The following is a 13,539-nucleotide window of genomic DNA, read 5'->3' as shown; positions in this document are numbered from 1 at the left end:
AGGTAACTCGAAGAGCGGTCCGGAGGCTGAACTTCCGCACGGGCGGCGAGACATGGGGAGTTGTCCGTTCATTGCGGGAGATTGCCTCCCGGTTTGCCCGGGAGATGACGGAAGTTCATCGCGCCTGCCTGGCCGGTGTGTTGGCCGAAATTTTTCGCTGCTTGGGAATCTTCGCCGAGTGTCGTTCGTCCTTCTCTGCAGGAAATGGGTGCGGAATCGGCCACAGGAGCCGCATCCCGCAACCGGGCGGCGTAAAACAGCGCAAGCCGGGCAGCCACTGGGGTGTAGTGCTGTGAGGCACAGAGGCGAGCGGTTTGCTGGCGGTGGGGAGTGACACGGTGATGGGCACGGCGGAGCGGAGCAAGGCGCCCGGGCAGGGCGTGGTGACGCGCACGGCGGTGCGGCGGGGCACCGAGGCACCGGATCGCGACATTCCGGCAGGCGGGCGTACGACCGTGGAAGAGGGGCGCACGGCTCGGGCCCAGTCGTCGTACCGACCGTTGTGGGTCGAGGAGTCGGCGCGGCGGCGTCGGCTGCCCGATCCGGTGCGTACGGCGGCGGTGCGGGCGGTGCTGATCATCGCCGTGACACTGCTGCAGGCGATGGTGGCGTTCCTGTGCACCATGGCCGGCTCATGGCTGGCCTTCCCGATGGTCATCAGCAGCGTCGTCAGCACGGTGGTCGCCACCTGGGGTGCCCTGGACGTGTGGGTGACCCGCCAGGTGTGGAACCAGCGCAACGGCGTGGTGTCGGCCCCGAGCAGCACCGCCCGGGCCCTGCGGCGCGAGCGGCGCCGGGCCCGGCGCCAGGAGAAGGCCACCGCGCGGACCCAGGAGCGGATACGGCGTCGGGGCGGCGCGGGGCAGCTGTCGCACCCCTGACGCCGCATTGCTCAACCGTTCGTCGGCGCCGGCCGCTTGAACATCCGCGTGGCGGTGATCTCGCTGTGCACCGCTTCGCCCTCCCCGCCCGGACTCTGCTGGGGCAGTCCGGGCCGGAGGTGTTCCTCCACGCTGATGTACTTCAGCCCGGCCCGCAGGTCGGCGTCGTTGCGAAGCCTGATCACCAGGGGGAACTCCGCCAGCGCGGTCGTGTCGAACAGACCGGTGGTGTAGAGCAGTTGGACGCCCAGCGCGTCGGACACGGCCCGCTGCAGCTCCAGCAGGTACGTGGCGTTCGCGCGCCCGATGGGGTTGTCGAGGAACAGCGTGCCGGCGTGGCGGTGTCTGTCCCGGCCCCGGTCGTTGGAGCGAAGGGCGGCCATCGTGCAGTACAGGGCGATGGCCGCGGTGAGCAGCTGGCCGCCCGAGAACACGTCGCCCATCTGCCCGACAGGCACCCGCTCGGCGCGCAGTACGGCGTCCGGCTTGAGGATCTCGACGGCGACGCCTCTGGGCTCCAGGGCGGCGGCCACACCGCGCAGCAGCAGGGACATGCCGTCGCGCCGCAGGTCGGAGTTCTTCTTCACGGCGGCCCGGGTCGCCTCGTCGATGACCTCGCCCAGGCGCTCGGTGAGCGTGGCCTGGTCGGGTTCCTCGAAGCGGATGCGCAGGAACTCCTGCCCGGACCACTCGCCGAGCCCCTCGGGCAGCCGGGACAGCCGCTGGGCGGACCGCAGGGTCGCCAGCGCCGATTCGACGAGACCGCGCAGACGGTCCACGATCGAGTCGCGGTTGCGCTCCAATTGAGCCAACTCGTCGGTGAGGACGCGGAGTCGGGGTGCGAAGGCGTCGGCCCACTTCTGCGCGTGCTCGGGCAGCGCGGAGGCGGGCAGTTCGCGGATCTGCTGACGGGCGGGGGTGCGGACCTGCTCGTAGCGCGTGGAGTTGGCGTGCCGTACGAGGACGTCGCTCGCCTCCCGCACGGCGGACTCGGCGGCCGACAGTTCGGCGGCGCACCCGCGCAGCGAGCGGCGGGCCTCGGCCGCGGAGTGCCGGGCCTCCTCCAGGCTGCCCGGGTAGGGCTCCGGTTCCTCCTGCTCCTCCTCGAAGGTGTGCTCGCGCAGCAGATCCCGCAGCATCGCGGCGATCTCGTCGAAGCCCCCGGCCGAGTCCTCGGCCGCTCGGTGGGCGTCGAGGAGTTCGGCGTGCGCCTGCCGGGACTGGCTCAACGCCTCGGTGCGCGAGGCCAGTTCGGCGGTGGCCGTGCGCAGCAGTGCCTGGGCGTGCTCGGCGTCGCGCGGCTGGAGCTCCTCGGGCAGCTCGGTGTGCGCCTCGCCGTCCTCGGGCGCGTGCCGCTCGGCCTCACCGCGGAGCCGGCCGAGCTGCTCGCTCGCGCTGGACATCCGGGTCTCCAGCAGCTGGACCAGTTCCTCGGCCCGGGCGGCGGCGGCCTGCCGGGAGGGCCCGTCGGAGCCGTCGGGTGACCGCAGCAGCTGCTCGGCGCGGGTGCGGACCTTGTTGCTGAGCCGGTCCAGTTCGGCGCGGGCGGCGCTCTCGTCGCTCTCCGCGCGGGCCTGCTCGGCGCGCAGGTCGGCGCCGACACCGACCTTCTCGTAGACCTGGGAGGCGGCCCGGTAGGCCTCGCGCAGGGCGGGCAGCGACGCCTTCGGGGCCGCCGCGTCGTCCTCCGGTACGTCGTCGGGGGCGCCCGCGATCTCGGCGCGCTCGGCGCGCAGCGCGCGGGCGGTGCGCCGGGCGTCGTCGGCGGCCCGCTGGGCGGCGCGCCGGTCCTCGTCGGCGGCCCGGGCGCGCTCCAGGCAGGCCTGGGCGCGGACCTCCGACTCGGCGCCCTCGTCGGCCAGTTCGCGGAGCTTGGCCTGCCAGCCGGCCCGCTCACGCAGCCGGAAGGCGAGTCCCGCGAGGGCGTCGGCGGCGCGGCGGGCCTTCTGCGCGGCCTCCTGCCGCTCGTCCCGCACCTGCGCGGCCTCGGCGGCGACCTCGTCGGCCTCGGCCCGCACCGTGCGCGCCTCGGTCAGCTCGGCCTCCGCCTCCTCGGCGAACACGCGGGCGTCGTGCGCCGCCTGTGCCAGTTCCACGAGGCGGCCGGCCGGACAGCCGGTGCGCCAGGAGGCGAGCCGGGCCGCCAGCTCACGGTCCTTGCCCAGCCGGGCGGCGAGGGCGCGGATCTCCTCGTCGCGCTCGGTCGCCCGTGCGCGCAGCGCCTGCCGCTCCTCGTCGGCGGCGCGTTCGTCGTGCATGGCCGGGTTCGGCGGGACGAGGAACACACCGGCGGAGCCGCCGTGTTCGGCATCGTGCGCCGGGGTCGGTGCGAGCAGGGCGGCCGCCGTGCCGACGGCGACGGCCGAACGCGGAAGCAGGGCCGCGTCGGCGAGGGCGTCCCGGGCACGCGCGTGCGTGTCGGGGTCGGTGATGATCACGCCGTCGACCAGCTCGGGCCGGGCGGCCAGCACGCGCGCGTGGTCGGCGGGGTCGACGGCCTGGGCGAGATAGCGCCAGCCGGGCAGTGCGGGGATGCCGTGCTCGCCCAGGAACTCGACGGTGGCCAGCACGTCGGGGCCGGGCGGAAGCAGTCCGCCGTCGCCGAGTGCGCCGAGGATCCGGGAGTCGTCGGCCGCGGCCGTGCGCAGCTCGAAGAGGTGGCGTTCGGCGGTGGAGACCGAGTCCTCCAGCAGCTCGCGCAGTTCGTCGGCGAAGCGGTCGAGTTCCTCGGGCGTGAGCGCCCCCTCGTCGCCCTCCGCCTCCTGACGTGGCTGCGGGACCATCGCCCGGTCGTGCTCGCCGGGCCTGCCGGACAGGCTGAGCAGTTCCGCCAGCCGCTCCTCGGCCGCCAGCGCCTCGGCCAGGCGGCGCTCGGCCTCGTAGGAACGCCGGGTCGCGGTCGCCGCGTCGGCCGCGCGGGCCGCGGTCAGCTCCGCGCGGGACTCGGCCGAGGCCGCCTCGCGCGCGTGCTCGGCCGCCTTGCGAGAGGCCTCACGGGCCGTGTCCCAGGCCGCCACGGCCGTCTTCTCGGCGTCGCTGGCCGCGAGGGCGGCGCGCGCCGGGTCGGCGTCGGGCGCGCTGTCGTCGAGCCAGCCGGCCCGCACCGCCTCGGCGGTCTCCTGTTCGACCTCGGTGAGGCGCTGCCGCAGATGCCCGATCTCGCTGCGGGCCCGCTGCGCCTCGGTCGCGGCGGCGGTGGAGTCCCGGTGGGCGGCCTCACCGACCTCCTGCAGGGCGGCGGAGCGCTCCTCCTCCTCGTTGGCGAGGGTCTCGGCGCTCTCGGCGGCCGACTGCAGGGCCCGTACGAGGTCCACGGCGGCCCTGGCGCGGGCGGCGAGCGCCGGGGCCGCGTCCCGTTCGGCCTCCTGGATGGCGGCGGCCACGCGCGCGACGCGGTCGGCGGCGGCGCGGTGGCGCAGCACGGCCTCGGCGGCCTGCCAGGCGGAGTGCAGGGTGCGGGCGTCGGCCAGCTCGCGCTTCTGCGCGGCGGCGGACTTCTCGGCGGCGGCGAGCGCCAGGGAGGCGTTGCGGTAGGCGAGTTCGGCGGCGATCAGCGCGCTGCGCTCGCGGGCGCCCTCGGCGTGGGTGACCGCGTAGGCGGCGGCGGTGACCCGCTGGGCGAGGTCGGCGGCCCGCACCCGTTCCCGCGTGCCGCGTGCCGACAGCCGGCGGGCCAGGGTGCGGGTGCGGCGCTCGGCGCCGGCGTGGACGTCGCGCGCACGCGCGCGTGCCTCCGCGGCCTCGATGATCCGGCCGAGGAGGTCCACGGACCCGGCGGTGAAGTCCCGTTCGGCGATCAGCTCGGCGCGGCGGCCCAGCTTGTTGCCGAAGCCGCTGACGAGGTCGGCGAGTCCGTCGGTGTCCCGGGTGTCGGTGACGGCGCGCAGCAGCAGGTCGGTGAAGTCGGAGTCCTTCTTGACGGCGAAGAGGCCGGCGGCCTCGCCCTCGTCGGCGTTCATCTCCCGCTGGTAGCGGAAGAGTTCGGGGTCGAGGCCGAGGTCGCCGAGGTGCTCGATCCACCGGTCGTGGATCTCCTCCCAGTGGACCTCCAGGTGGGGGTAGGCCTTGCCGGCCTCGGTGATGGCGTCCCGGAACCCCTTCATGGTGCGGCGGCGGCCCTGGGCGCCCGACTGGCCCTCGATCGCGGGGCGTACGGCGGTGGACTCGGCCACCGGCAGGTTGTCCAGGGACAGTCCGGGCCCGGGCCGGAACGAGTACCAGGCCTCGGCGAACTTGCGCGGGTCGTTGGAGACCTGCCGGCCACGCCACTCGCTGACCTTGCCGACGACGACGCACTCGCCGGTCAGCGTGTGCTGCCACTCCAGGGCGACGTGCCCGCAGTCGTCGGCGAGCAGGAACTTGCGCAGCACGCCGGAGCTGGCGCCGCCGAGGGTGTTGCGGTGGCCGGGCAGCATCACCGAGAAGATCAGCTTCAGCAGGACCGACTTGCCGCCGCCGTTCTCCAGGAAGAGCACGCCGGCGGGCGCGGGGCGGCGCGGCGGTCCGACGGGCTCCTCCTCGAAGAACTCCGCCTGGGTGGGCGCGGGGTCGGGCACGGGCTCGCCCACACCGCGCAGGTCAAGCATGGTGTCGGCGTAGCGCGCACCGGCGGGCCCGATCGAGTAGAGGCGGACCCGGGACAGCTCGTACATGGCGGACTCTCGTAAGTCTTCGGCAGGTCGGGGGGTTCAGGACGGGGACGACGAGTGGAACGGCAGTCCGGCGTCGGCCGCCAGGTGCAGGTCGTCGGTGTCCTCGGGGGGCAGCAGCGTGGGCGTGCCGTCGGTCACCGGGACGACGCCCAGCTCCAGCAGTTCGGCCATCGCGGCGCTGCCCGCCATGTCCCGCACCTGGAGCTGGTAGCGGGCGGTGGTCCGGTAGGTGCCGCCGTTGTCGTCGCCGGTGCGCTGGAGGAACCCGGAGTCGGTGAGGAAGGCGACCGCCTTGCCGACGATGCCGGTCGTCGAACCGGCGAGCCTGCGCGCGTCCTTGGTGGCTCCGGCCGCGCTGCGCCTCATCCAGATCCGCCACGCGGCCTCCAGCCCGGGCGCGTCGGTGGCGGGGTCGGTGTTCTCGCCCTGCTCCTCGGCGCGTTCCTCCAGCCGCCGGCAGGCCTGCCGGACGAACGCGTCGACGCCGTTGACGCTCACGCGCCCGATGTAGCCGTCGTCGGCCAGGTCCTCAGGGCGCGGGAAGGCCATGGCGGCGACGGCGAGGTGGGCCAGTCCGTGCAGGAAGCGGTCTCCGCCGTCGGCGGAGGTGCGACGCGCGTAGTCGCCCATGCGGACGGCGAACACCGAGTCCTCGGCCGCGGTCACGGCCATCCCCGCGCGCGGGGACACCTCCAGCACGATCAGTCCGAGCCCGGCGGCCACGGCGTCCGCGAGACGCGCGAAGGGCGGGTCCTCCCGGTAGCGCCGCAGCAGTTCCGCGTACTCCTGGTCCCGCGCGGGCTGCAGTTTGGGTTGCAGCCCGAAGGCGACGAGCCGCGCCGCGTCGGCGGCGTCGGCGGGCGTGACAGGGGTGGGCGCCGTGGGCGCCGGGGCCTCCGTGTCACTCCGATCGACGTGCTCGGTCACTGCTCGGGCTCCTTGTCGCGTCGTTGCTCGGTCATGCCGCTTCCGTCCGGTCCGCGGCCATCCCCGCCGCGTCCAGCAGGGCGGTCCCGACGATCAGGTCGGCGCCGCCGAACTCGGGATCGTCCAGCTCCGTCCCGTCGTCCACGGCGAACAGCAGCTTCTCCTCGCCCTGCCGGTAGGCCGTTCCGACCGGCGGGCTGGCCGCGTGCACCGCCAGCAGGGCCACGAGGTACGGCAGTTCCGGATCGCGTCGGCGGGCCTCCGCGAGCAGTCCGGAGAGACGGCGCGGCGCGTCGGCCGGCAGGTCGAGCAGTTCGGTCGCCGCGGCCAGCTGCTCCTCGCTGAACCGGCTGTCGTCCGGCGTCGCGATCAGATCGGGCTCCGGCATCTCCGCGCCGAGGTGCTCCCGCTCCACCGGAGGCGTCAGCAGTATGTCGACCAGGTCGCCCACCCGGACCGACACCGGCGTCCGCAGGCCCGTCCCACGCGCGAAGAAGGCGTCCGTGACCCGGACCGCGTGCTCCAGCGGCAGGGGCAGCACGGGAGCGACCAGATGTCCGTACAGGTCGATGCCCGACGAGGTCATGGGGGTGGCGAACGCCTGCCGGTCCTGCTCCGCGCGGAACAGCGGCCCGGCCTCCAGCAACCGGGACTGCAACTGCGTGTGCCGGCGGATGCAGTCCTTGACGATGTCGACGAGTTCGGCCGCGCGCCGCTTGTGCTCGGCGTCCTCCGTCTCGTCGCGCGCCTTGCGGATGTTGGTGAGGATGGCGTTCTCGTGGCGGTACCGGTCGGCCACGTGGTCCAGCGCCTCGGCGATCATGTCGGGCACGGAGTTGAGCCAGTCCACCGCCCGTACGTTGCGCCGGGTCGCGTCCAGGGCGCGGCGCAGGGTCTCCGAGTACTGGACGGTGCGGTAGCGGGCCTGCTCGGCGGCGAGCTGCGCGTCGGCGAGGCGGCCCCGGTTGATGAGCACCTCCAGCTTGACCTCGGCGGCGATCTGGGCGCTGGTGACGTCCGTGTCGAGGGCGCCGACCAGGACGTTGACCGCTTCGTCGGTCGTACGGAGGTACACCGTGCCGCCGGGGCCGGGCACTTCCTCGATCAGCTTGAAGTCGTAGTCGCGCCGGACGTAGCTGCCGTCGGTCGTGAACGTGCCGTAGACGGCCCGGAAGCCGCGGTCGACGCTTCCGACGTTGATCAGGTTCTCCAGCACCCAGCGGGCCACGCGTTCGTGCTCGGTGACGGGCCGCTGGGGTGCCTGGGCGGCGATGCGGGGGATGAGGCGGGCGACTATCTGGTCGTGGTCGGCGCCCGTGTCGAAGTCCATGTTCAGGGTGACCAGGTCGATGGCCGCGAGGGCCACCTCCGCCATGCCGTAGACCGAGTACTCCCCCGCGAGGTTGGCCTTGCGGGTGTCGAGGTCGTGCAGTGGCGCGGTGCAGGCGAGCGCGCGCAGCCGCCGCGCCAGTCCCTCGTCGGCGGCCGGGCCCGGTGCGGGGCGCGGCCCCGCGCTGAGCTGGGGCGGAACACGGTCCGTCGGTGCAGGCGAAGTCACGGTGCACAGACTAGGTCCTCGGTCTGACAACGGCCCAAACGACTCAGACGGGCCCTGGCGTCACACTTCGCCCGCCAGTGCCAGGAAGACCCCGGTGTGTCCGGCCCCGGCCCGCTACGCCTCCTCGCCGACCCGCCTGCGGTAGACCTCGACGACCCGCTCCAGGGAGTCCTCGAGGTAGACCGCGAGCAGCTTCTCGGCCTCCGCCCGGTCCCCGGCCTCCAGCGCCTGGAGGATCTGGCGGTTGCGGGCGAGATAGGGCTCGTGGAGCCGCTTGGGGTCGTCGACGACGTGGAAGGCGAGCCGCAGTTCGGCGAAGACGCTGCGCATCAGCTCGTCGGTGCGGGCGCTGCCCGCGAGGGCCACCAGTTCCCGGTGGAAGTGGATGTTGGCGGTACCCAACGCCTTCCAGTCACCCTCGCGCGCCGCCCGGAGCCCCTCCTCGACGGCGGCCGACAGCGCGTCGAGCCCGTACGGCGGCTCGCCGAGCCCGCGGACGACGGCGCACTCGACGAGGCCGCGGGTGCGGTAGATGTCCTCGACGTCCTCGACCGCCAGGACCCTGACGAAGACGCCGCGGTTGAGCTCGTGGACGAGCAGGCGTTCGTGTGTGAGCAGCCGGAACGCCTCGCGCAGGGTGTTGCGGGAGACCCCGAGCGCGCCTCCGATGCTGTCCTCCGACAGCCGCGTGCCGGGTGGGAAGAAGCCCTCGGCGATGCGGCTTCTGAGAATGTCCGAAACCCGTTCGGCGGTGCTGGTGCGCCCCAGGAGGGCGCGGTCCTCGGCGAGTGACGTCAGCGGCTCTGCCATGCCGGAATTCAATCGCAGATCAGAAGAACGAACCAACATGGGTATTGAGGGATCGTTGAACAATCCTCTACGGTTCTCTTCGCGGCACCGCTCCGATCCCTCGCGGCGCCGACCGCTCCCGCACGGCACGGCGCATCCGCACGGCACGGTTTCCCGCCCGACACAGCTCATCCGCACGGCACGGCTCACTCCTGAAGCACCCTCCGTCCTCCCTCTGCGAGGTGCCCATGAGCACGACCCCTCCACCCCAGGCCCTGGCCACCGGCGCGCGCCCCGGTGAAGTCACCGACCACGACGGCGCGTTGGGCTGGCTGCGCGCCCTGGGGCCGCGCGGCCGGCGCGCCTTCGCCGGCGCTTTCGGTGGCTATGCCCTGGATTCGTACGACTACTTCACGCTGCCGCTGAGCATGGTCGCGCTGTCCGCGTACTTCGGCCTGGACAGCGGCCAGACCGGCCTCTTCACCACCGTCACGCTCGTGGTCTCCGCGGTCGGCGGCGCCCTGGCGGGGGTGGTGGCGGACCGGGTGGGCCGGGTCAAGGCGCTGATGATCACGGTCATCACCTACGCGGTCTTCACCGTGGCCTGCGGCTTCGCGCCCAACTACGAGACGTTGCTGGTCTTCCGGGCGCTGCAGGGTCTCGGCTTCGGCGGCGAGTGGGCGGTCGGCGCGATCCTCGTCGCCGAGTACGCGAGCGCCAGGCACCGCGGGCGCACCCTGGGCGCGATCCAGAGCTCCTGGGCCGTGGGCTGGGCACTCGCCGTGATCATGTACACGGTCGTGTTCTCGTACGCGGGCGACGACCTGGCCTGGCGGATCATGTTCTGGACGGGCGCCCTGCCCGCGCTGCTGGTGATCTGGATGCGGCGCCGGGTGCACGACGCCCCGGAGGCGGCCGCCGTACGCGAGAAGAGCACCGGGAAGGGCTCGTTCACGGCGATCTTCAAGCCGGGTCTGCTGCGCACCACCGTCTTCGCCGGCCTGCTGTCCACGGGCGTCCAGGGCGGCTACTACACGCTGGCCACCTGGGTGCCGACGTACCTGAAGACCGACCGCGGACTGTCGGTGGTCGGCACCGGCGCCTACCTGACCTTCCTGATCTCCGGCGCCTTCCTCGGCTACCTGACCGGCGGCTACCTCACCGACCGGCTCGGCCGCCGCCGCAACATCTGGCTGTTCGCGCTGCTGTCCGCGGTCTGCATCCTGGCGTACGCCAACATCCCGCACGGCGCCAACACCCTGCTCCTGGTGCTCGGTTTCCCCCTCGGGTTCTGCATGTCGGCCATCTTCAGCGGCTTCGGTTCCTACCTGAGCGAGCTGTACCCGACGGCCGTGCGGGGCACCGGCCAGGGCTTCACGTACAACACCGGGCGCGCCGTCGGCGCCGTCTTCCCCACGGCGGTCGGTTTCCTGGCCGACAGCTGGGGCGTGGGCGGGGCCCTGGTGTTCGGCGCGATCGGCTACGGCCTCGCGGCACTGGCGCTGCTCGGGCTGCCGGAGACGCGCGGGAAGGAGCTGGCGTGAACCGGACGAAGGACGCGGTCGCCGACCGCCCCCTGACCCTGGTCGACGACCACGCGCACGCGTGGAGCCCGAAGACCGCCCGCGCCCGCTTCCGGGACGGCCTGTCCGGCCCCACCGCCGGTGTCGCGGCGGGCCACACCCAGGTCAACCTGATCTCGGTGCCCGCCGACTGGGCGTACGACATGCTGCTGTTCTGCCAGCGCAACCCCAAGCCGTGCCCGGTGCTCGACGTGACGGACGCCGGTTCCTGGACCACCGTCCTCGCCGACGGCGCGGACCTGCGCACCGACCTGCCGCGCTACCGGGTGTGGCGGGACGGCGAGTTGGTGGACGAGCCCACGGACGTGCGCGCGCACTGGCGCGAGGATCTGGTGTCGTTCCTGATCGGCTGCAGCTTCACCTTCGAGTGGGCGCTGGCCGAGGCGGGCGTGCCGATCCGGCACGTCGAGCAGGGCCGCAACGTGCCGATGTACGTGACGGATCGTCAGTGCCGTCCGGCGGGGCGGCTGCACGGCCCGATGGTGGTGTCCATGCGGCCGGTGCCGCCGCAGCACCTGGCGGCGGCGATCCGGGAGAGCAGTCTGCTCCCGGCGGTGCACGGCAGTCCCGTGCACTGCGGCGATCCGTCGGGGCTCGGCATCGGCGACCTCGGCCGGCCCGACTTCGGCGACGCGGTGGACGCGGCGCCGGAGGACATCCCGGTGTTCTGGGCCTGCGGTGTGACCCCGCAGGCCGCGGTGATGGCCTCCCGCCCGCCCTTCGCCATCACGCACGCACCGGGACAGATGTTCCTGACGGACGCCCGCGACGAGCAGTACCGCGTGGCCTGAGACGAGACACGAAGGACCCATGACCTCGATCGATCTGAACGCCGACCTCGGCGAGGGCTTCGGCCGCTGGCAGCTCACCGACGACGAACGGCTGCTGTCCGTCGTCACCAGCGCCAACGTGGCCTGCGGCTTCCACGCCGGCGACGCGGCGACCATGCGGCGCGTGTGCGAGCTCGCGGCCGAGCGCGGTGTCCGGATCGGCGCCCAGGTCTCCTACCGGGACCTGGCCGGCTTCGGGCGGCGGGCGATGGACGTGCCGCCCGCCGAACTGGCGGCCGAGGTCGCGTATCAGATCGGCGCCCTGGAGGTCTTCGCGCGCGCGGCGGGCACGCGCGTGTCGTACGTCAAACCGCACGGCGCGCTCTACAACCGCGTGGTGCTCGACGAGGAACAGGCCGGCGCGGTCGTCGACGGTGTCCGCCTCGCCGACGCCACGCTGCCCGTGCTCGGCCTGCCGGGCTCGCGGCTGCTGGAGTACGCCGAGAAGGCCGGCCTCCCGGCCGTCCCCGAGGCGTTCGCCGACCGCGCCTACACGGAGGAGGGCACGCTCGTGCCGCGCGCCCGTGAAGGCGCCGTGGTGACCGACCCGGAGGCGGTCGCGGAGCGCTCGGTCGGCCTGGCCCGCGACGGGGTGGTCGACGCGCACTCCGGGGCGCGCGTCGAGGTACGCGCGCGTTCCCTGTGCCTGCACGGCGACACTCCGGGCGCGGTCGAACTGGCCCGGCTGGTACGGGAGCGCCTGCAGGCCTCCGGTGTCCGGGTGGAGGCCTTCGCATGAGGGTGCTGCCCGTCGGCGACGGCGCCGTCCTGGTCGAGGTCGCCTCCGGGGACGAGGCGCAGGCGCTGCACGCCGAGCTGCTGCGCCGCCGCGCGGAGGGGGCGCTCTCGGCCGGCGAAATCGTCCCGGCCGCCCGCACGGTCCTCCTGGACGGCGTGGACGACCCGGTCCGCCTCGCCGCCGAACTGGCGGCCGCCGCGGTTCCCCCCGCTCCCCCACGCGCGCGTGAGGCGGTCGAGATCCCGGTGCGCTACGACGGTCCCGACCTGGCGGACGTGGCCGCGCACTGGGACGTCGACACCCGCGAGGTGGCCCGCATCCACGCCGACACCGAGTTCAGCGTCGCCTTCTGCGGGTTCGCCCCCGGATTCGGCTACCTCACCGGCCTGCCGCGGCACTACGACGTCCCGCGCCGGGCCACCCCGCGCACGGCCGTCCCGGCGGGCGCCGTGGCTCTCGCGGGCCCCTACACGGGTGTGTACCCGCGCTCGTCTCCCGGCGGCTGGCAGCTGATCGGCAGCACGGACACGGTCCTGTGGGACCACGCGCGCGTGCCGGCCGCACTGCTGTCGCCCGGCACGCGCGTGCGGTTCGTCCCGGTGGGGCGCACATGACGGACCGTGCGCTCGTCGTCGTACGCGCCGGGGCCCTGACCACCGTCCAGGACGAGGGCCGGCCGGGCCACGCCCACCTCGGCGTGCCGCGCTCCGGGGCGCTCGACGGTCCCGCGGCGGCGCTCGTCAACCGTCTCGTCGGCAACGCGCCCGGCGCCGCCGTCCTGGAGACCACGGTCAACGGCTGCTCCCTGCGGCCGCGTTCGGCGGTCACGGTGGCGGTCGGGGGCGCGCCCTGCCCGGTGACGTTGGACGGCAGGCCGGTGGCCTGGGGCGCGCCCGTACGCGTTCCCGCCGGTGCCCTTCTGAACGTCGGCACCGTCGTCTCGGGAGTACGCGGCTACGTCGCCGTCTCCGGGGGCGTCGCCGTCGACCCGGTGCTCGGGAGCCGTTCCACGGACCTGCTGTCCGGCCTGGGCCCGCCACCGCTGACGGACGGCACGGTGCTGCCCCTGGGCACACCGCAGGCCCTTCACGCGCGCGTGGACGCCGCCCCGCAGCCGGCGCCGCCGGCCGAACTCGTCCTGAGGGTGAGGCTCGGTCCGCGCGACGACTGGTTCACCCCGGCGGCACTGCGCGCTTTCACGTCCCGCACGTACCGGGTGTCCCCGGCGAGCAACCGCATCGGGCTGCGCACGGAGGGGCCCGTCCTGGACCGGTCCCGGCCGGGCGAACTCGCCAGTGAGGGCATGGTTCTGGGCGCGGTCCAGGTCCCGCCCGACGGCAGGCCGGTGGTCTTCCTGGCCGACCACCCGACCACCGGGGGCTACCCCGTGATCGCGGTCGTCCGAGCCCAGGACCTCCCGGCCGCCGCCCAGGCGGCACCGGGCACGCCGGTCCGCTTCGTGGGGACACGCGGGCGCTAGCGCCCCGACAGGGGTGCGGGGAACTGCGCGACCAGCCCCCACGCACCCGCAGAGGCCCACGCGGCAAACCCCCACGCACCCGCAGAGACCCACCGGCCCA

10 protein-coding genes are annotated in these 13,539 nt (G+C 74.0%); 6 read left to right on the top strand and 4 right to left on the bottom strand.

Translation table 11 applies throughout. The features are described 5' to 3' along the window. Nucleotides 1–341 precede the first annotated feature (341 nt). On the top strand, nucleotides 342–881 hold the full coding sequence (locus tag ACQF4J_RS37600) for a hypothetical protein (RefSeq protein ID WP_351571178.1): 540 nt from the start codon (nucleotides 342–344) through the stop codon (nucleotides 879–881). A gap of 11 nt (nucleotides 882–892) precedes the next feature. On the opposite strand, the gene ACQF4J_RS37595 is transcribed toward ACQF4J_RS37600, so the two are convergent. The 4 genes from ACQF4J_RS37595 to ACQF4J_RS37580 all read right to left on the bottom strand — a co-directional run bounded on the left by ACQF4J_RS37595 (nucleotide 893) and on the right by ACQF4J_RS37580 (nucleotide 8,828). Next, nucleotides 893–5,533: a hypothetical protein gene (locus ACQF4J_RS37595; RefSeq protein WP_427167774.1), complete on the bottom strand. Its 4,641-nt coding sequence runs from the start codon at nucleotides 5,531–5,533 to the stop codon at nucleotides 893–895. Between the two features lie 36 nt (nucleotides 5,534–5,569). Continuing rightward, nucleotides 5,570–6,460 (bottom strand): hypothetical protein, encoded by an 891-nt coding sequence (locus tag ACQF4J_RS37590; RefSeq protein WP_351571184.1) that lies wholly within the window; start codon nucleotides 6,458–6,460, stop codon nucleotides 5,570–5,572. Nucleotides 6,461–6,491: 31 nt separating this feature from the next. Continuing rightward, nucleotides 6,492–8,018 carry a hypothetical protein gene (locus ACQF4J_RS37585; RefSeq protein WP_351806373.1) on the bottom strand — a complete coding sequence of 509 codons (1,527 nt, stop codon included), beginning with the start codon at nucleotides 8,016–8,018 and terminating at the stop codon, nucleotides 6,492–6,494. A 114-nt stretch (nucleotides 8,019–8,132) separates the two neighbouring features. Beyond that, the gene (locus ACQF4J_RS37580) at nucleotides 8,133–8,828 is read right to left on the bottom strand and encodes a GntR family transcriptional regulator (protein WP_351571190.1); all 696 of its coding nucleotides are present in this window, start codon (nucleotides 8,826–8,828) and stop codon (nucleotides 8,133–8,135) included. Nucleotides 8,829–9,055: 227 nt separating this feature from the next. On the opposite strand from ACQF4J_RS37580, the gene ACQF4J_RS37575 reads away from it, so the two are divergent. Genes ACQF4J_RS37575 through ACQF4J_RS37555 form a run of 5 tightly spaced genes read left to right on the top strand, consistent with a single transcriptional unit; the run spans nucleotide 9,056 to nucleotide 13,439 of the window. Further along, the gene (locus ACQF4J_RS37575) at nucleotides 9,056–10,351 is read left to right on the top strand and encodes an MFS transporter (protein ID WP_351571193.1); all 1,296 of its coding nucleotides are present in this window, start codon (nucleotides 9,056–9,058) and stop codon (nucleotides 10,349–10,351) included. Beyond that, nucleotides 10,348–11,181, top strand: a complete 834-nt coding sequence (locus tag ACQF4J_RS37570; protein WP_351806375.1) for a putative hydro-lyase — start codon at nucleotides 10,348–10,350, stop codon at nucleotides 11,179–11,181. The genes ACQF4J_RS37575 and ACQF4J_RS37570 overlap by 4 nt, the downstream gene beginning before the upstream one ends. A gap of 19 nt (nucleotides 11,182–11,200) precedes the next feature. Then, the gene (locus tag ACQF4J_RS37565) at nucleotides 11,201–11,959 is read left to right on the top strand and encodes a LamB/YcsF family protein (protein WP_351806377.1); all 759 of its coding nucleotides are present in this window, start codon (nucleotides 11,201–11,203) and stop codon (nucleotides 11,957–11,959) included. Then, entirely contained in the window at nucleotides 11,956–12,573 is a 618-nt protein-coding gene (locus tag ACQF4J_RS37560) for a 5-oxoprolinase subunit B family protein (protein ID WP_427167773.1), read from the top strand. Before ACQF4J_RS37565 ends, ACQF4J_RS37560 begins: the two co-directional genes overlap by 4 nt. Then, a complete protein-coding gene (locus ACQF4J_RS37555; RefSeq protein ID WP_351806381.1) occupies nucleotides 12,570–13,439 on the top strand; it encodes a biotin-dependent carboxyltransferase family protein in 870 nt (289 codons plus the stop codon). Before ACQF4J_RS37560 ends, ACQF4J_RS37555 begins: the two co-directional genes overlap by 4 nt. The last annotated feature ends 100 nt before the right edge of the window (nucleotides 13,440–13,539 follow it).

The sequence above is a fragment of the Streptomyces sp. C1-1 genome (assembly GCF_050214755.1).
Classification (GTDB): Bacteria; Actinomycetota; Actinomycetes; order Streptomycetales; family Streptomycetaceae; genus Streptomyces.
The sequence above is the reverse complement of the archived record's forward strand: the minus strand, read 5'-3'. Positions and strand labels throughout refer to the sequence as shown.

Coding starts and splice junctions, on each gene's coding strand:
- ACQF4J_RS37600 (WP_351571178.1), top strand. CDS start 342: ATGGGCACGGCGGAGCGGAGCAAGGCGCCCGGGCAGGGCGTGGTGACG.
- ACQF4J_RS37595 (WP_427167774.1), bottom strand. CDS start 5,533: ATGTACGAGCTGTCCCGGGTCCGCCTCTACTCGATCGGGCCCGCCGGT.
- ACQF4J_RS37580 (WP_351571190.1), bottom strand. CDS start 8,828: ATGGCAGAGCCGCTGACGTCACTCGCCGAGGACCGCGCCCTCCTGGGG.
- ACQF4J_RS37575 (WP_351571193.1), top strand. CDS start 9,056: ATGAGCACGACCCCTCCACCCCAGGCCCTGGCCACCGGCGCGCGCCCC.
- ACQF4J_RS37565 (WP_351806377.1), top strand. CDS start 11,201: ATGACCTCGATCGATCTGAACGCCGACCTCGGCGAGGGCTTCGGCCGC.
- ACQF4J_RS37560 (WP_427167773.1), top strand. CDS start 11,956: ATGAGGGTGCTGCCCGTCGGCGACGGCGCCGTCCTGGTCGAGGTCGCC.
- ACQF4J_RS37555 (WP_351806381.1), top strand. CDS start 12,570: ATGACGGACCGTGCGCTCGTCGTCGTACGCGCCGGGGCCCTGACCACC.